The 17,210-nt window shown below is 69.7% G+C and carries 16 protein-coding genes; 13 read left to right on the top strand and 3 right to left on the bottom strand.

Features of this window, described 5'->3' with window-relative positions; all coding sequences use genetic code 11:
* Positions 1–193: 193 nt before the first annotated feature.
* From ABTW72_RS23975 to ABTW72_RS23955, 5 genes are all read left to right on the top strand, one after another.
* Positions 194–2,737 (top strand): bifunctional FO biosynthesis protein CofGH, encoded by a 2,544-nt coding sequence (locus ABTW72_RS23975; protein ID WP_350861998.1) that lies wholly within the window; start codon positions 194–196, stop codon positions 2,735–2,737.
* 162 nt (positions 2,738–2,899) lie between these two features.
* Positions 2,900–3,178, top strand: a complete 279-nt coding sequence (locus ABTW72_RS23970) for a hypothetical protein (protein ID WP_196921188.1) — start codon at positions 2,900–2,902, stop codon at positions 3,176–3,178.
* Between the two features lie 51 nt (positions 3,179–3,229).
* On the top strand, positions 3,230–4,624 hold the full coding sequence (locus ABTW72_RS23965) for a DUF4331 domain-containing protein (RefSeq protein WP_350861997.1): 1,395 nt from the start codon (positions 3,230–3,232) through the stop codon (positions 4,622–4,624).
* An 18-nt stretch (positions 4,625–4,642) separates the two neighbouring features.
* Complete coding sequence (locus ABTW72_RS23960) at positions 4,643–4,972, top strand: phospholipase (RefSeq protein ID WP_350861995.1); 330 nt, start codon at positions 4,643–4,645, stop codon at positions 4,970–4,972.
* 458 nt (positions 4,973–5,430) lie between these two features.
* Positions 5,431–5,688, top strand: coding sequence for a WhiB family transcriptional regulator (locus ABTW72_RS23955; protein ID WP_007455784.1), 258 nt, complete (start codon positions 5,431–5,433; stop codon positions 5,686–5,688).
* A gap of 116 nt (positions 5,689–5,804) precedes the next feature.
* Here the strand turns inward: ABTW72_RS23955 and ABTW72_RS23950 are convergent, their stop codons facing one another.
* Positions 5,805–6,254 (bottom strand): metallopeptidase family protein, encoded by a 450-nt coding sequence (locus ABTW72_RS23950; protein WP_074316962.1) that lies wholly within the window; start codon positions 6,252–6,254, stop codon positions 5,805–5,807.
* Positions 6,255–6,407: 153 nt separating this feature from the next.
* Here ABTW72_RS23950 and ABTW72_RS23945 point away from each other — a divergent pair, with 153 nt between their 5' ends.
* The gene (locus ABTW72_RS23945; protein WP_091394110.1) at positions 6,408–6,776 is read left to right on the top strand and encodes a DUF3499 domain-containing protein; all 369 of its coding nucleotides are present in this window, start codon (positions 6,408–6,410) and stop codon (positions 6,774–6,776) included.
* Positions 6,777–6,943: 167 nt separating this feature from the next.
* Here ABTW72_RS23945 and ABTW72_RS23940 read toward each other — a convergent pair whose 3' ends face one another.
* A complete protein-coding gene (locus ABTW72_RS23940; protein WP_350861992.1) occupies positions 6,944–8,290 on the bottom strand; it encodes an aspartate aminotransferase family protein in 1,347 nt (448 codons plus the stop codon).
* Between the two features lie 395 nt (positions 8,291–8,685).
* Positions 8,686–9,198, bottom strand: coding sequence for an Lrp/AsnC family transcriptional regulator (locus ABTW72_RS23935; RefSeq protein WP_091394101.1), 513 nt, complete (start codon positions 9,196–9,198; stop codon positions 8,686–8,688).
* Between the two features lie 214 nt (positions 9,199–9,412).
* Here ABTW72_RS23935 and ABTW72_RS23930 point away from each other — a divergent pair, with 214 nt between their 5' ends.
* The 7 genes from ABTW72_RS23930 to ABTW72_RS23900 all read left to right on the top strand — a co-directional run bounded on the left by ABTW72_RS23930 (position 9,413) and on the right by ABTW72_RS23900 (position 17,206).
* A complete protein-coding gene (locus ABTW72_RS23930; protein WP_350861990.1) occupies positions 9,413–10,597 on the top strand; it encodes a polyamine ABC transporter substrate-binding protein in 1,185 nt (394 codons plus the stop codon).
* A 5-nt stretch (positions 10,598–10,602) separates the two neighbouring features.
* Complete coding sequence (locus ABTW72_RS23925) at positions 10,603–11,754, top strand: ABC transporter ATP-binding protein (protein WP_350862235.1); 1,152 nt, start codon at positions 10,603–10,605, stop codon at positions 11,752–11,754.
* Complete coding sequence (locus tag ABTW72_RS23920) at positions 11,751–12,659, top strand: ABC transporter permease (protein ID WP_350861988.1); 909 nt, start codon at positions 11,751–11,753, stop codon at positions 12,657–12,659. Before ABTW72_RS23925 ends, ABTW72_RS23920 begins: the two co-directional genes overlap by 4 nt.
* Complete coding sequence (locus ABTW72_RS23915; protein WP_350861986.1) at positions 12,656–13,492, top strand: ABC transporter permease; 837 nt, start codon at positions 12,656–12,658, stop codon at positions 13,490–13,492. The genes ABTW72_RS23920 and ABTW72_RS23915 overlap by 4 nt, the downstream gene beginning before the upstream one ends.
* Before the next feature lie 37 nt (positions 13,493–13,529).
* On the top strand, positions 13,530–14,996 hold the full coding sequence (locus ABTW72_RS23910) for an NAD(P)/FAD-dependent oxidoreductase (RefSeq protein WP_350861984.1): 1,467 nt from the start codon (positions 13,530–13,532) through the stop codon (positions 14,994–14,996).
* Positions 14,996–16,177 (top strand): saccharopine dehydrogenase family protein, encoded by a 1,182-nt coding sequence (locus ABTW72_RS23905; protein ID WP_350861982.1) that lies wholly within the window; start codon positions 14,996–14,998, stop codon positions 16,175–16,177. The genes ABTW72_RS23910 and ABTW72_RS23905 overlap by 1 nt, the downstream gene beginning before the upstream one ends.
* A 270-nt stretch (positions 16,178–16,447) precedes the next feature.
* Positions 16,448–17,206, top strand: a complete 759-nt coding sequence (locus ABTW72_RS23900) for a G5 domain-containing protein (protein ID WP_350862233.1) — start codon at positions 16,448–16,450, stop codon at positions 17,204–17,206.
* The last annotated feature ends 4 nt before the right edge of the window (positions 17,207–17,210 follow it).

Here is a 17,210-nt window from a genome sequence, read left to right as displayed (position 1 = left end):
CGGCGCGGGCCACCTGTCGCGCCCACCACAACTCCATGATCGACGAGGCCGGGTGGTCCTCGGACGGCCGCCAACGCCAAGGGGTGGAGCTACTTCTCGTCGTGGGCGACGCTGCCGTGATCGTCGAGTGCCGTTTCCCACGGTGCGGGCTGGGACTGGTTGGGAGGCGTCGGGCTGCGCATAGGGTGAGTGGATGGTTGATCGCACCCACTCCGGCCCGAGCGATGCGAGCGTGCGGCGGGCCCTGGGCCGGGCCGCGAACGGGCGGGCGCTGGATGTCGACGAGGCGACCGCGCTGTTGTCCGCTCGTGGCGACGCGCTCGACGAACTGCTGCGGCTCGCCGGGGGAATCCGCGACGCCGGGCTGCGGGATGCCGGGCGGCCGGGTGTGGTCACGTACTCCAAGAAGGTCTTCATTCCGCTGACCCGGCTCTGCCGGGACCGCTGCCACTACTGCACCTTCGCGACAGTGCCGCACCGGCTGCCGGCGCCGTTCCTGGACCGCGACGAGGTGCTGGCCATCGCCCGGGCCGGTGCCGCGCAGGGCTGCAAGGAGGCGCTGTTCACCCTGGGTGACCGGCCGGAGGAGCGTTGGCCGGCGGCCCGGACCTGGTTGGACGAACGTGGTTACGACTCGACCCTGGACTACCTGCGTGCCTGTGCGGTGGCCGTGCTGGAGGAGACCGGCCTGCTGCCGCACCTCAACCCCGGGGTGCTGTCCTGGTCGGAGCTGCAACGGCTCAAGCCGGTCGCGCCGAGCATGGGCATGATGCTGGAGACGACAGCGACCCGGCTCTGGTCCGAGCCGGGTGGCCCGCACTTCGGCTCACCGGACAAGGAGCCGGCGGTCCGGTTGCGGGTGCTCGAGGACGCGGGGCGGGTCGGAATGCCGTTCACCACCGGCATCCTGATCGGCATCGGGGAGACCCCGGCGGAGCGGGTGGACGCGCTCTTCGCGATCCGCCGCGCTCACCGGGAGTACGGGCACCTCCAGGAGGTGATCGTGCAGAACTTCCGCGCCAAGCCGGACACGGCGATGCGCGGCATGCCCGACGCGGAGCTGCACGACCTGGCCGCCACGGTGGCGGTGGCCCGGCTGCTGCTCGGCCCGAAGGCCCGGATCCAGGCCCCGCCGAACCTCATCGCCGGCGAGTACGACCTGCTGCTGCGCGCCGGCATCGACGACTGGGGCGGCGTCTCCCCGCTCACCCCCGACCACGTCAACCCGGAGCGCCCCTGGCCGCAGATCGACGAGCTGGCCCGGCACACCGAGCTGGCCGGGTTCACGTTGCGGGAGCGGTTGACGATCTACCCCGAGTACGTGCGCGCGGGTGACCCGTGGCTCGACCCACGGTTGCTGCCGCACGTCGGTGCCCTGGCCGATCCGTCGACGGGCATGGCGGTCGAGTCGGCGATGCCGCAGGGACGACCGTGGCAGGAGCCGGAGGAGGTGTTCGGCGGGCGGGTCGACCTGCACGCCACCATCGACACCACCGGCCGCACCGACGACCGGCGCGGCGACTTCGACAGCGTCTACGGCGACTGGTCCGAGGTCGCTGGCAAGGTCACCCCGGAGGCGACCGCCCGCCGGGCGGGCGTACCCGTGGCGCCGGCCGGGAGTGGTGCGGACCGTGACCTGGCGGCCGGGCTCAAGCTCGCCGCCGACGACCCGGCGGCGCTGCTCGACCCCGGGCACACCGATGCCGCGCTGGCGCTGTTCGGCGCGGACGGGCCGGCGCTCGACGAGCTGTGCCGCCTCGCCGACGACGTTCGCCGCGCGACGGTCGGCGACGACGTGACCTACGTGGTCAACCGCAACATCAACTTCAGCAACGTGTGCTACGTGGGCTGCCGCTTCTGTGCGTTCGCGCAGCGTGAGCGGGACGCCGACGCGTACCGGCTCTCCGTCGAACAGGTCGCCGACCGGGCCGAGCAGGCGTGGGCCCTCGGCGCCAGCGAGGTGTGCCTCCAGGGCGGCATCGACCCGAAGATGCCGGTCACCGGGTACGCCGACATCGTGCGCGCGATCAAGGCCCGGGTGCCCGAGATGCACGTGCACGCGTTCTCGCCCATGGAGATCGTCACCGCCGCCGCGAAGGCCGGGGTGCCGGTCCGTGAGTGGCTCCTCCAGCTGCGCGAGGCCGGGCTGGACACCATCCCGGGCACCGCCGCCGAGATCCTCGACGACGACGTGCGCTGGGTGCTGACCAAGGGCAAACTCCCGGCCGCCGCCTGGGTCGAGGTGGTCACTACCGCCCACGAGATGGGCATCCGGTCCAGCTCCACCATGATGTACGGCCACGTCGACCACCCCGGGCAGTGGCTGGCGCACTTCCGGGTGCTGGCCGGGGTGCAGGACCGCACCGGTGGGTTCACCGAGTTCGTGGCGCTGCCGTTCGTGCACACGAATGCTCCGATCTATCTGGCGGGTATCGCCCGACCGGGCCCGACCTGGCGGGAGAACCGAGTGGTGCACGCCATGTCCCGGCTCCTGCTGCACGGCCGGATCGACAACATCCAGTGCTCCTGGGTGAAGCTCGGTGACGAGGGCACTGTCGCGATGCTCCAGGGCGGCTGCAACGACCTCGGCGGCACGCTGATGGAGGAGACCATCTCCCGGATGGCCGGCTCCGACAACGGTTCGGCGCGTACCGAGGAGCAGTTGCGGGCCATCGCGAAGGCCGCCGGTCGTCCGGCGCGCAAGCGGTCGACTGCGTACGGTCACGCCCGGCCCTGACGTCGAACCTTTCCCCGCCACCGGCCGTACCACGCGATGCCGGTGGCGGTCGCGGCGAGGACCGCCGCCGGTGTCCCCTCAGGGGCCCGGCGGCGTCGCGAGACGGCACCGGACCCGTCCGTCTCCGCGGGCGCGCTCGCGCCACCGTCGGAAAGGTTGCCCATGACCAGTGACCAGCGGAAGCGGCAGTGGCCGCGACTGACCCGCCGGCAGACGTTGACCGCCGCGGCCAGCGCCACCCTCGGCGCCGCCGCGCTCACCGTGCCGGGCCTGTCGGCCGCGCAGAACGCCCCCGGCGCGGCCGGACGAGCCGACGAACCAATCGTCGTGCACCTGCGTGACGCCGACTCCGGAACGATGGACGTCTTCGTCGGTGAGACGCGCATCGAGGTACGCGATCGCGGCCTGGCGGACCGGCTGCGGCGCGCCGCCCGGCGTTGACCCGACCCTCCGCCCCGCCATCCTGTCCCCGCCCAGTGAGGTTGGTCCGTCATGTCTTCCCACCGCGAGGCCCCGGAGATAGCCAAGGATCCGGTCGCCGACAGCTCCGACCTGTACGCGTTCGTCAGCCCCGACAAACGCGACACGGTCACGTTGATCGCCAACTACGTGCCGTTGCAGCTTCCCTCCGGGGGCCCGAACTTCTTCGAGTTCGGCGACGACGTGCGGTACGAGATCCATATCGACAACGACGGTGACGGTCGTCCGGATGTCACCTACCGGTTCGAATTCACCACCGAGATCACCAACCCGAACAGCTTTCTCTACAACACCGGTCCGATCGATTCGCTGGACAGCAAGAACTGGAACCGGCGGCAGTTCTACAGCCTGACCCGGGTGGCCGACGGTCGCGAGCACCGGCTGGCGCACAAGCTGCAGTGCCCGCCGTGCAACGTCGGCCCGCTGTCCACCCCGAGCTACGCCGACCTGGTGCGGCAGGCCACCTATTCGCTCTCCACGGGGGAGCGGGTCTTCGCCGGGCAGCGCGCCGACGGGTTCTTCGTCGACCTCGGGGCGATCTTCGACCTCGGCACGTTGCGGCCGTTCCAGCAACTGCACGTCGCCGGGAAGAGGATCTTCAAGGCCGAGGGGGAGCCGGTCAACGCCACCGACCGGATGAACGTGCACAGCATCGCGGTGCAGGTGCCGCTGGAGCGGGTGCGTCGGCGCGCCAACCGGTACGGTGCCGCCGATCGGGCGTCGGTGATCGGGGTGTGGACGTCGGCGTCGCGCCGGCAGGTGCGGGTGCTCGGCGACCGGGGCGGGGCGGACACCAGCACCGGCCCGTTCACACAGGTCTCGCGGTTGGGTAATCCATTGTTCAACGAGGTCATCGTGCCGATGTCCAAGAAGGACCTGTGGAACTCGCTGCCGCCGACGGAGGACAAGCGGTTCGCCCAGTTCGTCGAGCAACCGGAGCTGGCCGCGTTGCTGCCGGCGCTCTACCCGGACGTCTTCCCCAACCTGGACAAGCTCACCAAGGCCAAGAAGGCCCGAGCCGACCTGGTGGCGATCCTGCTCACCGGGGTGCCGTCCGGGCTGATCGACGGCTTCACCAACGCCACCGGTGAGGTGCAGGCCGACATGCTGCGACTGAACACGGCGATCCCGCCGACCAGGCGTCCGGACCGGTTCGGGGTGCTCGGTGGCGACCTGGCCGGGTTTCCGAACGGCCGGCGGGTCGGTGACGACGTGGTCAGCATCGCGTTGCGGGCGATCGCCGGGGTCACCGTCCCGCTGGTGGACAAGACGTTCCAACCGGACGCAGCGGCCGCCGCGGTCACCCCGGGGCTGAGCGCCGCCGACGTGACAGCGCCGTTCCTCGGAAACTTCCCCTACCTGGGTACGCCGTACGACGGGTTCAACAACCCGCCGGCGGAGTCCTGATCGGGGCGGGGGGAGCGGATGCACGAGCACACGTACGGACCGTCGGAGACTGGGAGCGTCGTCCTCGATCTGGGCGGCGACACCGGTGCCCTGATCGTCCACACGGGTCGGGATCTGCACGGCCGGGAGATCGAGATCAGTCGCAACGGCGAACGGCGGGTCCACTCGGCGGTGCGTGAGCGTCGGGTGCGGGACGGCTCGTTCCACACTGCGGTCTATCCCGATCTGCCGAGCGGAATTTATACCGTCTGGTGGGACGATCGTACGCCTGCGGGCACCATTTCCGTCCATGGTGGAGAGATAGCCGAATTTGCCTGGCCCAGCAGCGGTTTCGGGGCCGCTGGCTGACCTCGTCGCATCGGTTTCACCACCGCGCCCCGTCCACAATGTGGACGGGGCGCGAGTGCTGTCCGCAGCTCGACGGGCGGTCTGCGCCGCACCGCGTTAACCTGTCCCCCACCAAGATCAGCTTAGGGGTGGAGGTCTCTGGTGCCGTCCGGTCGGCGACTCGTCGGTGAAGCGCCACGGCAGAAAAGTCGGGCAACTCGCCGGAGAGGGCGTTACTCGGCCGGGGTCTGAATCGATAGGGCAGGTTGCGAGGCTGGACGGCCCGAGTGGCCGGCCGGGGGTGTCGGGAGGGCGACTCCATTATCAAGTTTGGCTTGACGGCGCACGCATTACACGCGTGTAATTTGAATGGGGTTGTTCGCACGGAACGCAACAAAACGGGACCGGACGGACAAGCACGCCTTTCGCGTGGGGGGTTGCAGCGGCGATGACGCCGGTGCGCGACAAGGAGGCATTTGATGGACGGCCAGCTTGAGGTGGCCGACCTGCTCGGAAACGCGCCGGAGTGGCAGGAGCGGGCGTTGTGCTCGCAGACCGACCCCGAGGCGTTCTTTCCCGAGAAGGGCGGCTCGACCCGCGAGGCGAAGCGGATCTGCTCGCGTTGCGAGGTCAAGACCGAGTGCCTCGAATACGCACTGGGTCACGACGAGCGGTTCGGCATCTGGGGTGGGCTCTCCGAGCGGGAGCGGCGCAAGTTGAAGCGGCGGGCCGCCTGACCGGTGTGAGGTCGAGGCGGCGGGCGTCTGAGCGGTGCAGGTCTGGGCGAGGGGCCGCCTGAGCGGTGTGAGGTCGAGGCGGTGGGGGCCGCCCGACTCTCCGCTCGGGGGGTGGCTCAGGCGAGCTCGTCCGGGTCCACCCCGAGAAGGTTCGCCACCTGCTCGATGATCACGTCATGAACGAGATCGGCGAGGTCCTCACGGTCCATCGCCCGGAACTCCAGGGGCCGCCGGTACAGCACGATCCGCGGCGGCACCTCCTGCCGGCCCGGGCGGCCGGGCAGCAGCCGGGCCAACGGGACCTCGCCGTCCTCCAGGACGTCCGAGTCGTAGACGTTCAGGTCCGGCGGGACGTCCTCGACCGCGAACTCGACCCCGGCCAGCTCCTTGGCGAACCGACGCTCCAGCGTCTCGACGGTGTCCAGGACCAGGTCGTCGAAGACCTCGGCCTTGGTCCGGGCCAGCGGCACGGTGGCCGGAACCAGCCGCCCGCGCAGGCCGCGCCCGTGCCGGTCACGATGCGCGCGCCGGCCGGAGCCGGGGCGGCGGTGTTCCGGGCTCGTCATGAGGCAAAGGGTAGCGCCCGCGTCGGGCTGGTCAGCGGCAGCGCCGCTACCGTGGCGCGGCGCGCCCAGGACGGTCGACTGTGATCACCATGACGGGCGTGTCGCAACGCGAAGCGATGCGCCGGACCCGGTAATGGAGATACCCTGCCGCACGTGAGGTCACCACGGCGCTGCTCCCGTAACGGCTGCCCCCGGCAAGCGGTCGCCACATTGACCTATGTCTACAACGAGTCGACAGCGGTGGTGGGGCCGCTGGCGGCGTTCGCCGAGCCGCACACGTACGACCTGTGCGAGCCGCACGCCCGCAGCCTGACCGCGCCGCGGGGCTGGGACGTCGTCCGCCACGAGGGCGAGTTCGAGCCGCCGCCGCCCACCACGGACGACCTGGTCGCGCTGGCCGAAGCGGTCCGCGAAGCCGCCCGCCCGGCCCCCCGCCCCCCGGAGCCGGACCAGAACCGTCCCGAGAACCCCCACCAGACCGGCCGCCGGGGCCACCTCCGAGTAATCCCCCCCAACCACTAACCCCCCACCCCACCTCACCCCACCTCACCCCACCCCACCCCGGCCCCCAGCGCTCCGCGTCCCTCTCTGCGTTGATCAAGAGGTTCCGGTCATCAGCCGGCGCGTCCTTGACGCAAACCTCTTGATCAACACGGGGGTTGGGGTTGGGGTTGGGGTTGGGGTTGGGGTTAGAGCTTGGTCCAGGCTTGGGTCAGGACTGTGCGGAGGATCTGCTCGATCTCGTCGAAGTGCTGCTGCTCGGCGATCAGGGGTGGGGCCAGTTGGATGACCGGGTCGCCCCGGTCGTCGGCCCGGCAGTAGAGGCCCGCCTGGAACAGGGCGGTCGAGAGGAAGCCGCGCAGCAGACGCTCCGACTCGGCCTCGGTGAAGGTCTCCCGGGTGGTCTTGTCCTTGACCAGTTCAATGCCGTAGAAGTAGCCGTCGCCGCGGACGTCGCCGACGATCGGCAGGTCGTACAGCTTCTCCAGGGTGGCCCGGAAGGCGTCCTCGTTGGCGCGTACGTGCCCGACCAGGTCCTCGCGGGCGAACACCTCCAGGTTGGCCAGGGCCACCGCGCAGGAGACCGGGTGGCCACCGAAGGTCACCCCGTGGGCGAACATGCCGGTCTCGGTGAGGAACGGTTCCATCAGCCGGTCGCTGGCGATCATCGCGCCGAGCGGGGCGTAGCCGGAGGTGATGCCCTTGGCGGTGGTGATGATGTCCGGCTGGTAGCCGTAGCGCACCGCGCCGAAGTACTCGCCCAACCGCCCCCACGAGCAGATCACCTCGTCCGAGACGAGCAGCACGTCGTACGCGTCGCAGATCTCCCGCACCCGCTCGAAGTAGCCGGGCGGTGGTGGGAAGCACCCGCCGGAGTTCTGCACGGGCTCAAGGAAGACCGCGGCGACAGTGTCCGGCCCCTCGCGCTCGATGGCCCGACCGATCTCGTCGGCGGCCCAGCGGCCGAACGCCTCGGGGTCGTCGCCGTGCTCGGGCGCCCGGTAGAAGTTCGTGTTCGGCACCTTGATCGCGCCCGGCACCAGCGGCTCGAAGTCGCTCTTGATGCCGGGCAGGCCGGTGATCGACAGGGCGCCCATTGAGGTGCCGTGGTAGGCGATGTACCTGCTGATCACCTTGTACTTGGTGGGCTTCCCGGTGCGCTTGAAGTACGCGCGGGCCAGCTTCCACGCCGCCTCGACGGCCTCGGAGCCGCCGGTGGTGAAGAAGATCCGGTTGAGGTCGCCGGGGGTGAGTGCGGCGATTCTCTCGGCCAGCTCGATGGCCTTCGGGTGCGCGTACGACCAGAGCGGGAAGTAGGCCAGCTCGCCGGCCTGCTTGGCGGCGGCCTCGGCCAGTTCGGTGCGGCCGTGGCCGGCGTTGACCACGAAGAGCCCGGCGAGCCCGTCCAGGTAGCGGCGACCCTGCGCGTCCCACACGTACGCTCCCTCGCCGCGCACGATGGTCGGCACCTCACCGGCGGAGTAGCTCGCCATCCGGGTGAAGTGCATCCAGAGGTGGTCGGTGGCGTTGGCCATGTCAGCCCCATCGGTCGTCGGGCCGGTCAACGGGGTGAGGCCGGCCGCTCTGCCAACGGTTATCGCACAGTCTCAACCTCCGAGGCAAGTGTTATCGGCGGTATCACGGTCGGTTGGCGACGGATTTAGCGCAGAGGTCTCACCGATGCAACGGAATCCGCACCGTCGTTGACCGCTTGGTCGGCAGTCGGCAGTCGGCAGGAGTTGGAGGTGTGCTGGTGGGTGCCTTTGGAGCTGAATCGTCTGCGGCATCAGCTCCAAAGGGCCCGCCTGGTGGTAGCGCCTCCCTCGGCCGCCGGCTCGATCCACCCCGCATCACGGAAACCGGGGCATCACGGCGGCCGGGACACCCCGACTTCCGGAGAGCCGAGTGGATCAACAGGCGATCACCGCCCTCAGGCCGTACCCCAGGTGTAGGTCTGCTTGCGCAGCTTGAGGTAGACGAACGCCTCGGTGGAGAGCACCCCGGGCACCGCGCGCAGCCGTTGCAGGATCTCCAGCAGGTGGTCGTCGTTGCGGCAGACCACCTCGGTGAGCAGGTCGAACGACCCGGCGGTGATCACCACGTAGTCGACCTCGTCCAACTCGGCCAGCCGGTCCGCGACCGCTTCCAGGTCGCCGTCGGTACGTAGGCCGATCATCGCCTGCCGGTTGAAGCCGAGCTGGAGCGGATCGGTCACCGCCACGATCTGCATCACGCCGGAGTCGAGCAGTCGCTGCACCCGCTGCCGGACCGCCGCCTCGGACAGCCCCACCGCCTTGCCGATCGTCGCGTACGGGCGGCGGCCGTCCTCCTGGAGCTGCTCGATGATCTGCTTGGCCACGTCATCCAGCAGAGCGTGATTGGCACCGTCACGGACAGCGACGCGTCGACCGCCATTGCTGTTCTCGTGCTGCCGGTTTGTCATTGCCCGCTCCCCATGTCCCGAATCGTGATGTCGCGCGTGTATCCCCGCGTAGTCTGGCGTATTTCGTCGTGTATCGCTATTCCCGCAACGGAATCCCTTGTAAGGGAGGTCACCTCATGTCAGGATCAGTCGTCCATGGCACTTGACCCTCCCGACATTCCCGCCGGCGCGCCTCCCCGTCCCGCCCGCCGACGATGACCCCCTAGGAGTCGTCATGCGTACTCCCCTCCGGCCCCTCTCCCGGCGTGGACTGCTCACCGGCACTCTCGGTTCGGCCGCCCTGCTCACCATGGGTGGCAGCCTCGCGGGCTGCGGCACCAAGGGCGCGCAACAGACCGAAGCTGGCTGCGTCAGCGAGGACCTCTCCGGCACCGAGAAGAAACTGGCCTTCGCCAACTGGCCGCAGTACATGGACGTCGACGACACTGACGAGTCCAAGCGGCCGAGCCTCGACGAGTTCATCACGAAGACCGGCATTCAGGTGACCTACACCGAGGACATCAACGACAACAACGAATTCTTCGGCAAGGTGCAGAACCAGCTCGCCGCCTGCCAGAGCACCGACCGGGACATCATCGTGCTGACCGACTGGATGGCGGCCCGGATGATCCGGCTCGGCTGGATCCAGAAACTGGACCCGGCGAAGATCCCGAACGTGCAGGCCAACCTGCTTCCGTCGCTGCTCAACCGCCCCTTCGACACCGAGAACCGCATCTCCATTCCGTGGCAGTCCGGCCTCGCTGGCCTTGCCTACAACGGCAACGTCACGAAGGAACTGCGGACGGTCGACGAACTGCTCACCCGCCCCGACCTCAAGGGCAAGGTGACAGCGCTCAGCGAGATGCGCGACACCATGGGCCTGCTGCTCGGGTCGAACGGGCACGACCCGGCGAACTTCACCGCCGCCCAGTTCGACGACGCCCTCAACAAACTCAAGAAGGCCGTCGACTCCGGGCAGATCCGCAAGTTCACCGGTAACGACTACGCGCCCGATCTGGCCAAGGGCGACATCGCCGCGTGCATCGGCTGGTCCGGCGACGTCATCCAACTGTCCGGTGAGGACGAGAAGGTGCGGTTCGTCGCGCCGGACTCGGGCGTGATGCTCTACAGCGACAACATGATGGTCCCCAACAAGGCCACCCACAAAGGCAACGCCGAAACGCTGATCAACTACTACTACGAGCCGGCGGTCGCGGCGAAGCTGGCCGCGTACGTCAACTACATCTGCCCGGTCAAGGGCGCCCAGGCCGAGATGGAGAAGATCGACCCCGAGCTGGCCGCCAACCCGCTGATCTTCCCCGACGACGCGCTGCTGTCGAAGTCCAAGGTGTTCATGGCCCTGGACGAGAAGCAGGAGAAGGAGTACGAGGGCAAGTTCCAACAGGTCATCGGGGCGTGACGGGAATGGCGCGCGAGACACCCGCCGGCGACCTGCGCCTGGCCGACCTCACCAAACGGTTCGGCGTCTTCACCGCTGTCGACGACCTGAGCCTGACCATCGAGCAGGACTCGTTCTTCGCGCTGCTCGGCGCGTCCGGCTGCGGCAAGACCACGACGTTGCGGATGATCGCCGGCCTGGAGGAGCCGACCAGCGGCCAAGTGCTGCTCGGTGACCGGGACATCGCCCGGCTGCGACCGTACAAGCGGCCGGTCAACACCGTCTTCCAGAGCTACGCGCTCTTCCCGCACCTGAACATCTTCGAGAACGTGGCCTTCGGGCTGCGTCGACGTGGCATCCGCTCGGTCGACGACGAGGTCACCCAGATGCTGTCGCTGGTGCAACTCGACGGGTACGGCAACCGCCGCCCCGCCCAGCTCTCCGGGGGTCAGCAGCAGCGGGTCGCGCTGGCCCGCGCCCTGATCAACCGGCCGCAGGTGCTGCTGCTCGACGAACCGTTGGGCGCACTCGACCTCAAGCTGCGCCGACAGATGCAGATCGAGCTGAAGCGCATCCAGACCGAGGTCGGCATCACCTTCGTGCACGTCACCCACGACCAGGAGGAGGCCATGACCATGGCCGACACCGTCGCGGTGATGAACGCCGGCCGGATCGAGCAGTTGGGTGCCCCGGCCGACATCTACGAGTTCCCCGCCACCGCCTTCGTGGCGAACTTCCTCGGCCAGTCCAACCTGCTCGCCGGCGAGGCCACCGGCGCCGGTGGCGGCGACGTCGCGGTGACGGCGCACGGCACGCGCTTCTCCGTGCCCGCCGGCCGGTCGCGGGCCGAGCACGGCCCGGTCCACCTGGGGGTACGCCCCGAAAAGCTGATTCTGGTCGGCTCCGCCGACCAGGTGCCCGCCGGGCATCAGCACGTCACCGGAGTCGTCACCGACGCCTCCTACGTGGGAGTCAGCACGCAATACCTGCTGCGCACCGGCTGGGGCACCGAGTTGTCGGTCTTCGCCGCCAACAGCGGGACGTCGACGCCCGTGGCGGTCGGCAGCGAGGCGGTGGCGTACTGGGATCCGCGGCACGCGTTCCTGCTGCCCCGCGACGCCGCCGACACCGACCGGACGTCGCCGGTGCTCGACGAGCCGGTGGGTGCGTCGTCGTGACCCTGCTGGCCCCCACCAGGGCGGGGCACCCGCCACCCGCGCCACCGGCAGCCCGATCCGGGCGGCGCGGACTCCTGCCGTACCTCCTGTTGCTGCCCGGTGCGGCCTGGCTGCTCATCTTCTTCGGTGTGCCCCTGGTGCAGTTGGCGGCGGCCAGCCTGTACGACCCCAGCGGCTCGCTCTCCACCGGGTACGCGATGACCTGGGCGGTCAGCAACTACCCGGACGTGCTGCAGGCGTACTGGCCGCAGTTCCTGCGCTCGTTCGGCTACGCCGGGCTGGCCCTGGTGCTGGCGTTGCTGCTGGGCTACCCACTGGCGTACGCCATCGCGCAGAAGGCCGGCCGCTGGAAGAACCTGCTGCTGGTCTGCGTCGTCGCGCCGATGTTCACCAGCTTCCTGGTCCGCACGCTGGCCTGGAAGACGATCCTGTCGGACAACGGTGCGCTCGTCGGTCTGCTGCGCGACGTGCACCTGCTCGCCCCGGACGGTCGGCTGCTGGCCACCCCGTTCGCGGTGGTGCTCGGCCTGACGTACAACTTCCTGCCGTTCCTGGTGCTGCCGCTGTACGCGAGCCTGGAGCGGTTGGATCCCCGGTTGCTGGAGGCGGCCACCGACCTGTACGCGAGCCCGGTGCAGGCGTTCCGTCGGGTGACGCTGCCGCTGTCCATGCCCGGTCTGGTCGCCGGCACCCTGCTGTTCTTCATCCCGGCCAGCGGCGACTACATCAACGCCGAACTGCTCGGCACCCCGAACGAATACATGATCGGCAACGTCATCGACTCGGCGTTCCTGGTCCGACTGGACTACCCGCAGGGCGCCGCGCTGTCGTTCCTGCTGATGGCGGCGATCCTCGCGGTGGTCTTCGGCTACCTCCGTCGAGCCGGCACGGAGGAGGTCCTGTGAGGGTTTCCCGTTGGCTCGCGGACCGCTGGGTGATGATCGTGGCGTTGCTGGTGCTCGGCTACCTGGCGCTGCCGATCCTGGTGGTGGCCGCGCTGTCGTTCAACCGGCCGTCGAGCCGGCTGTCGTACGACTTCAACGAGTTCACAGTGGACAACTGGCGGCAGCCGTGCGCCACCTCGGACATGTGCGACGCGGTGGTCCGCAGCGTGCAGATCGGCTTCATCGCCACCGTGGTCGCCACCGTGCTCGGCACCCTGATGGCGTTCGCGCTGGTCCGGCACCGCTTCCGTGGCCGATCCGGGATCAACGTGCTGATCTTCCTGCCGATGGCCACCCCGGAACTGGTGATGGGCACGTCGTTGCTGGCCCTGTTCGTGTCGGCGGGCGTACCGCAGGGTTTCTGGACCATCGTGATCGCGCACGTGATGTTCTGCGTGTCGTTCGTCGTGGTCACCGTGAAGGCGCGGCTCGCCGGGATGGACCGGCGGCTGGAGGAAGCCGCCATGGACCTCTACGCCAACGAGTGGCAGACCTTCCGGCGGATCACCCTGCCGCTGGTGCTGCCCGGCATCGTGGCCGCCGCGTTGCTGGCCTTCTCGCTGAGCTTCGACGACTTCATCATCACGAACTTCAACGCCGGCACCACAGTCACGTTCCCGATGTACGTCTGGGGCGCTGCCCAGCGTGGCATCCCACCGCAGGTCAACGTGATCGGCACCGCGATGTTCGCGGTCGCGCTGCTGTTGGTGGGGCTCAGCTCGCTGCGCGGTCGACGGGCCCGCCGCGCCAACCTGCTGGCCGGGCCGCCGGGTCACCTGCGTCGGTCGTCATGACCCTCCCGGATGCGGGTCTTCCGACCGGTGTTCCGTCATGACGATTCCGCACACCGGCCGGGCGTTGGCCGACGCGGCACCCGTGCCGTACTGGCTCGATCGCCCGGACCGCCCCGACCCGCTACCGCCACTGACCGGTCGGCACTCCGCCGACCTGCTGGTGATCGGTGGCGGTTACAGCGGACTGTGGGCCGCGTTGTTGGCGAAGCAGGCGGACCCGGACCGGGACGTGCTGCTCGTCGACGCCGGGACCTGCGGTTGGGCCGCGTCCGGGCGCAACGGCGGCTTCTGTGCCGCCTCGCTGACCCACGGCCTCGCCAACGGCGTCGACCGGTTCCCCGACGAGGTCGGCGAGTTGGAACGTCTCGGCCGGGACAACCTGGACGCCATTGCCGCCACAGTCGCGAAGTTCGACATCGACTGCGACTTCGAGCGCACCGGTGAGCTGGCCGTCGCCGTCGAGCCGTACCAACTCGACGGGCTGGCCGCCGACGCGGACCTGGCCCGCCGGTACGGCCACCGGGTGCGGTTGCTCGACCGGGACGAGGTGCGCGCCGAGGTGCACTCACCGACGTACCTGGGTGGGATGTTCGACGCCGACCGGGTGGCCATGGTGGACCCGGCGAAGCTGGCCTGGGGGCTTCGCCGCGCCTGCCTCGACCTCGGCGTACGCGTGCACGAACACACAAGGGTCACCGGCCTGCGCGCCGACAGTGCCGCGCTGCACGCCAGCACCCTGGGCACCGGTCCCGCCCCCCGATCGGCCGACAGTGGCCGGGCCGACACCCGGGCCGCCGGCCTGCCCGGCTCGATACGGGCGCGCCGGGTCGTGCTGGCCACCAACGCGTTCCCGCCGCTGCTGCGCCGGCTGCGGGCGTACCTGGTGCCGGTCTACGACCACGTGCTGATGACCGAGCCGCTCACCCCGGCCCAGCGCGACGCCATCGGTTGGCGCAACCGGCAGGGGCTCGCCGACACCGCCAACCAGTTCCACTACTACCGGATCACCGCCGACGGGCGGATCCTCTTCGGCGGCTACGACGCCGTCTACCACTACGGCAATCGGGTCGCGCCCGAGCTGGAGCAACGACAGGCCACCTTCACCACCCTCGCCCGCCACTTTTTCACCACGTTCCCGCAGCTCGCTGACGTGCGGTTCAGCCACCGTTGGGGCGGGGTCATCGACACCTGCACCCGGTTCTGCCCGTTCTTCGGCACCGCCTACGGCGGTCGGTTGGCGTACGCGGCCGGCTACACCGGTCTCGGCGTCGGGGCCACCCGCTTCGGCGCCCGGGTGCTGCTCGACCTGCTCGACGGCGGGAACACCCCGCTGACCCGGCTCGACCTGGTTCGCCGCAAGCCACTGCCGTTCCCGCCGGAACCCGTCCGCGCGGTCGGCATCAATCTCACCCGCTGGTCACTGGCCCGCGCCGACGCGCGCGAGGGCCGGCGCGACCTCTGGCTCCGTACTCTCGATCGTTTCGGTTTGGGGTTTGATTCCTGATGCGTGTCCTCCTCGTCGGCGCCGGTGGCGTCGGCTCCGCCGCCGTAGCCATCGCCGCCCGACGGACCTTCTTCGAGACCATGGTGGTCGCCGACCACGACCCCGTTCGGGCCCGGCGTGCGGTCGCCGGGCACGGTGACCGGTTCGTCGCCGCCCAGGTGGACGCCGCCTCGGCCGACGCGGTCACCGCGCTGTGCCGGGAGCACCGGATCACGCACGTGCTCAACGCCGTCGACCCGCGGTTCGTCATGCCGATCTTCGATGGAGCGTTCGCGGCCGGCGCGGACTACCTGGACATGGCGATGTCGCTGTCGCACGTCGAGACCGGCGTGAAGCTTGGCGACGAACAGTTCGCGCTGGCCGACACCTGGTCGGCGGCCGGTCGGCTGGCGCTGTGCGGCATCGGGGTCGAGCCCGGCCTCTCCGACGTGTTCGCCCGTTACGCCGCCGACGAACTGTTCAGTGAGATCGACGAGATCGGTGTCCGGGACGGGGCGAACCTCACCGTCGACGGGTACGACTTCGCGCCCTCGTTCTCCATCTGGACCACCATCGAGGAGTGCCTCAACCCGCCGGTCGTCTGGGAGAGGGACCGGGGCTGGTTCACCACCGAACCGTTCTCCGAGCCGGAGGTCTTCCACTTTCCGGAAGGGATCGGGCCGGTCGAGTGCGTCAACGTCGAGCACGAGGAGGTTCTGCTCATCCCGCGCTGGGTCAAGGCCCGCCGGGTCACCTTCAAGTACGGCCTCGGCGACGAGTTCATCGAGGTGCTCAAGACCCTGCACAAGCTCGGTCTGGACGCGGTCTCCCCGGTGCGGGTACGCGGCGTCGAGGTCTCCCCGCGTGACGTGGTGGCCGCGAGCCTGCCCGACCCGGCCACGCTCGGTGCCCGGATGCGCGGCAAGACCTGCGCCGGCACCTGGGTACGCGGCCTCGGCCCGGACGGGCGACCCCGCGAGGTCTACCTGTACCACGTGGTCGACAACGAGTGGTCGATGCGGGAGTACGGGCACCAGGCGGTGGTCTGGCAGACCGCCGTCAACCCGGTCGTCGCGTTGGAGTTGCTCGCCAGCGGCGCGTGGGCCGGTGTCGGGGTGCTCGGGCCGGAGGCGCTGCCCCCGATGCCCTTCCTCGACCTGCTGAACGGTTACGGGTCGCCATGGGCGATGGAGGAGCGGTGAGCCCACCCCGCTGACGGCATCGCGACAGTTCCGCCGTCGCCGATGGCCCCCGATCCCTCGTCGATTCGGTGCGTGGTGATCTGCGGCTTTTGTTGGTGCTGACACCCGCACGATCGGCCCTGCCCCGCCGACCTGGAGGTGTGCCGCACCTGCCGACTCGTCGCCGGCGAGCGCGCCCACCGATCTTCCCCGCCAAGCGAAAGGCGCAGGTGACGAACGCGACGGGGGATATTGCAGGCTGTGTTTGCGACGACACTCATCGCCGTGACGATGCAACCACCACAGAACCCGGGGCCGCCGTACCCGCCGTCGTTCGACCAGACACCCCGACCGAACTGGTTCCGCCGGGCCACTCCCGCCGGCCGGGTCGCCGTGATCCTCGGCTCGGTGACGCTGTCGCTCCTGCTGCTCTGCTGCACCGGCACCGCCATCGTCGGCGCGTTGACCGGCGAAGCGGAACCGACCAAGGCTGGCGGCACTGCCGCCGAGCAGCCGCAGCAGCCCATCCTGGCCGCACCCGGCGAGCCGACCCAGGAAGCCCCGGCCCAGGAGGAGTCGCCGATCGCCGCACCCTCGTCGGCGCCCGCCACTGCACCCTCGTCGGCGGCAGCCGTGCCGGTGGTGCAGGTGACGACAGTGACCGAGCAGGCCACCATCAGGTACGGCGAGCGGACCGTCAAGGACTCGTCACTGGCCGAGGGCAAGCGGGTCGTCCGGACCAAGGGCGTGAACGGCGTCCGGACCCTGACCTACGAGGTGACCACCACCGACGGCGTGCGGACGGCCAGGAAGCTGGTCAAATCCGCCGTGACGAAGCAGCCGGTGACCCAGGTCGTCGCCGTCGGCACCAAGAAGCAGCAGTCGTCGAAGTGCGACCCGAACTACAGCGGCTGCGTCCCGATCGCCAGCGACGTCGACTGCGCGGGTGGCAGTGGAAACGGCCCCGCCTACGTCAGCGGACCGATCAGGGTGATCGGCGACGACATCTACGACCTGGACCGAGACGGCGACGGCATCGCCTGCGACTAACCCC

Source organism: Micromonospora sp. NPDC127501, from assembly GCF_040302185.1.
Classification (GTDB): Bacteria; Actinomycetota; Actinomycetes; order Mycobacteriales; family Micromonosporaceae; genus Micromonospora.
Note: the sequence above shows the minus strand (reverse complement) of the source record. Positions and strands in the feature narration are given on the sequence as shown.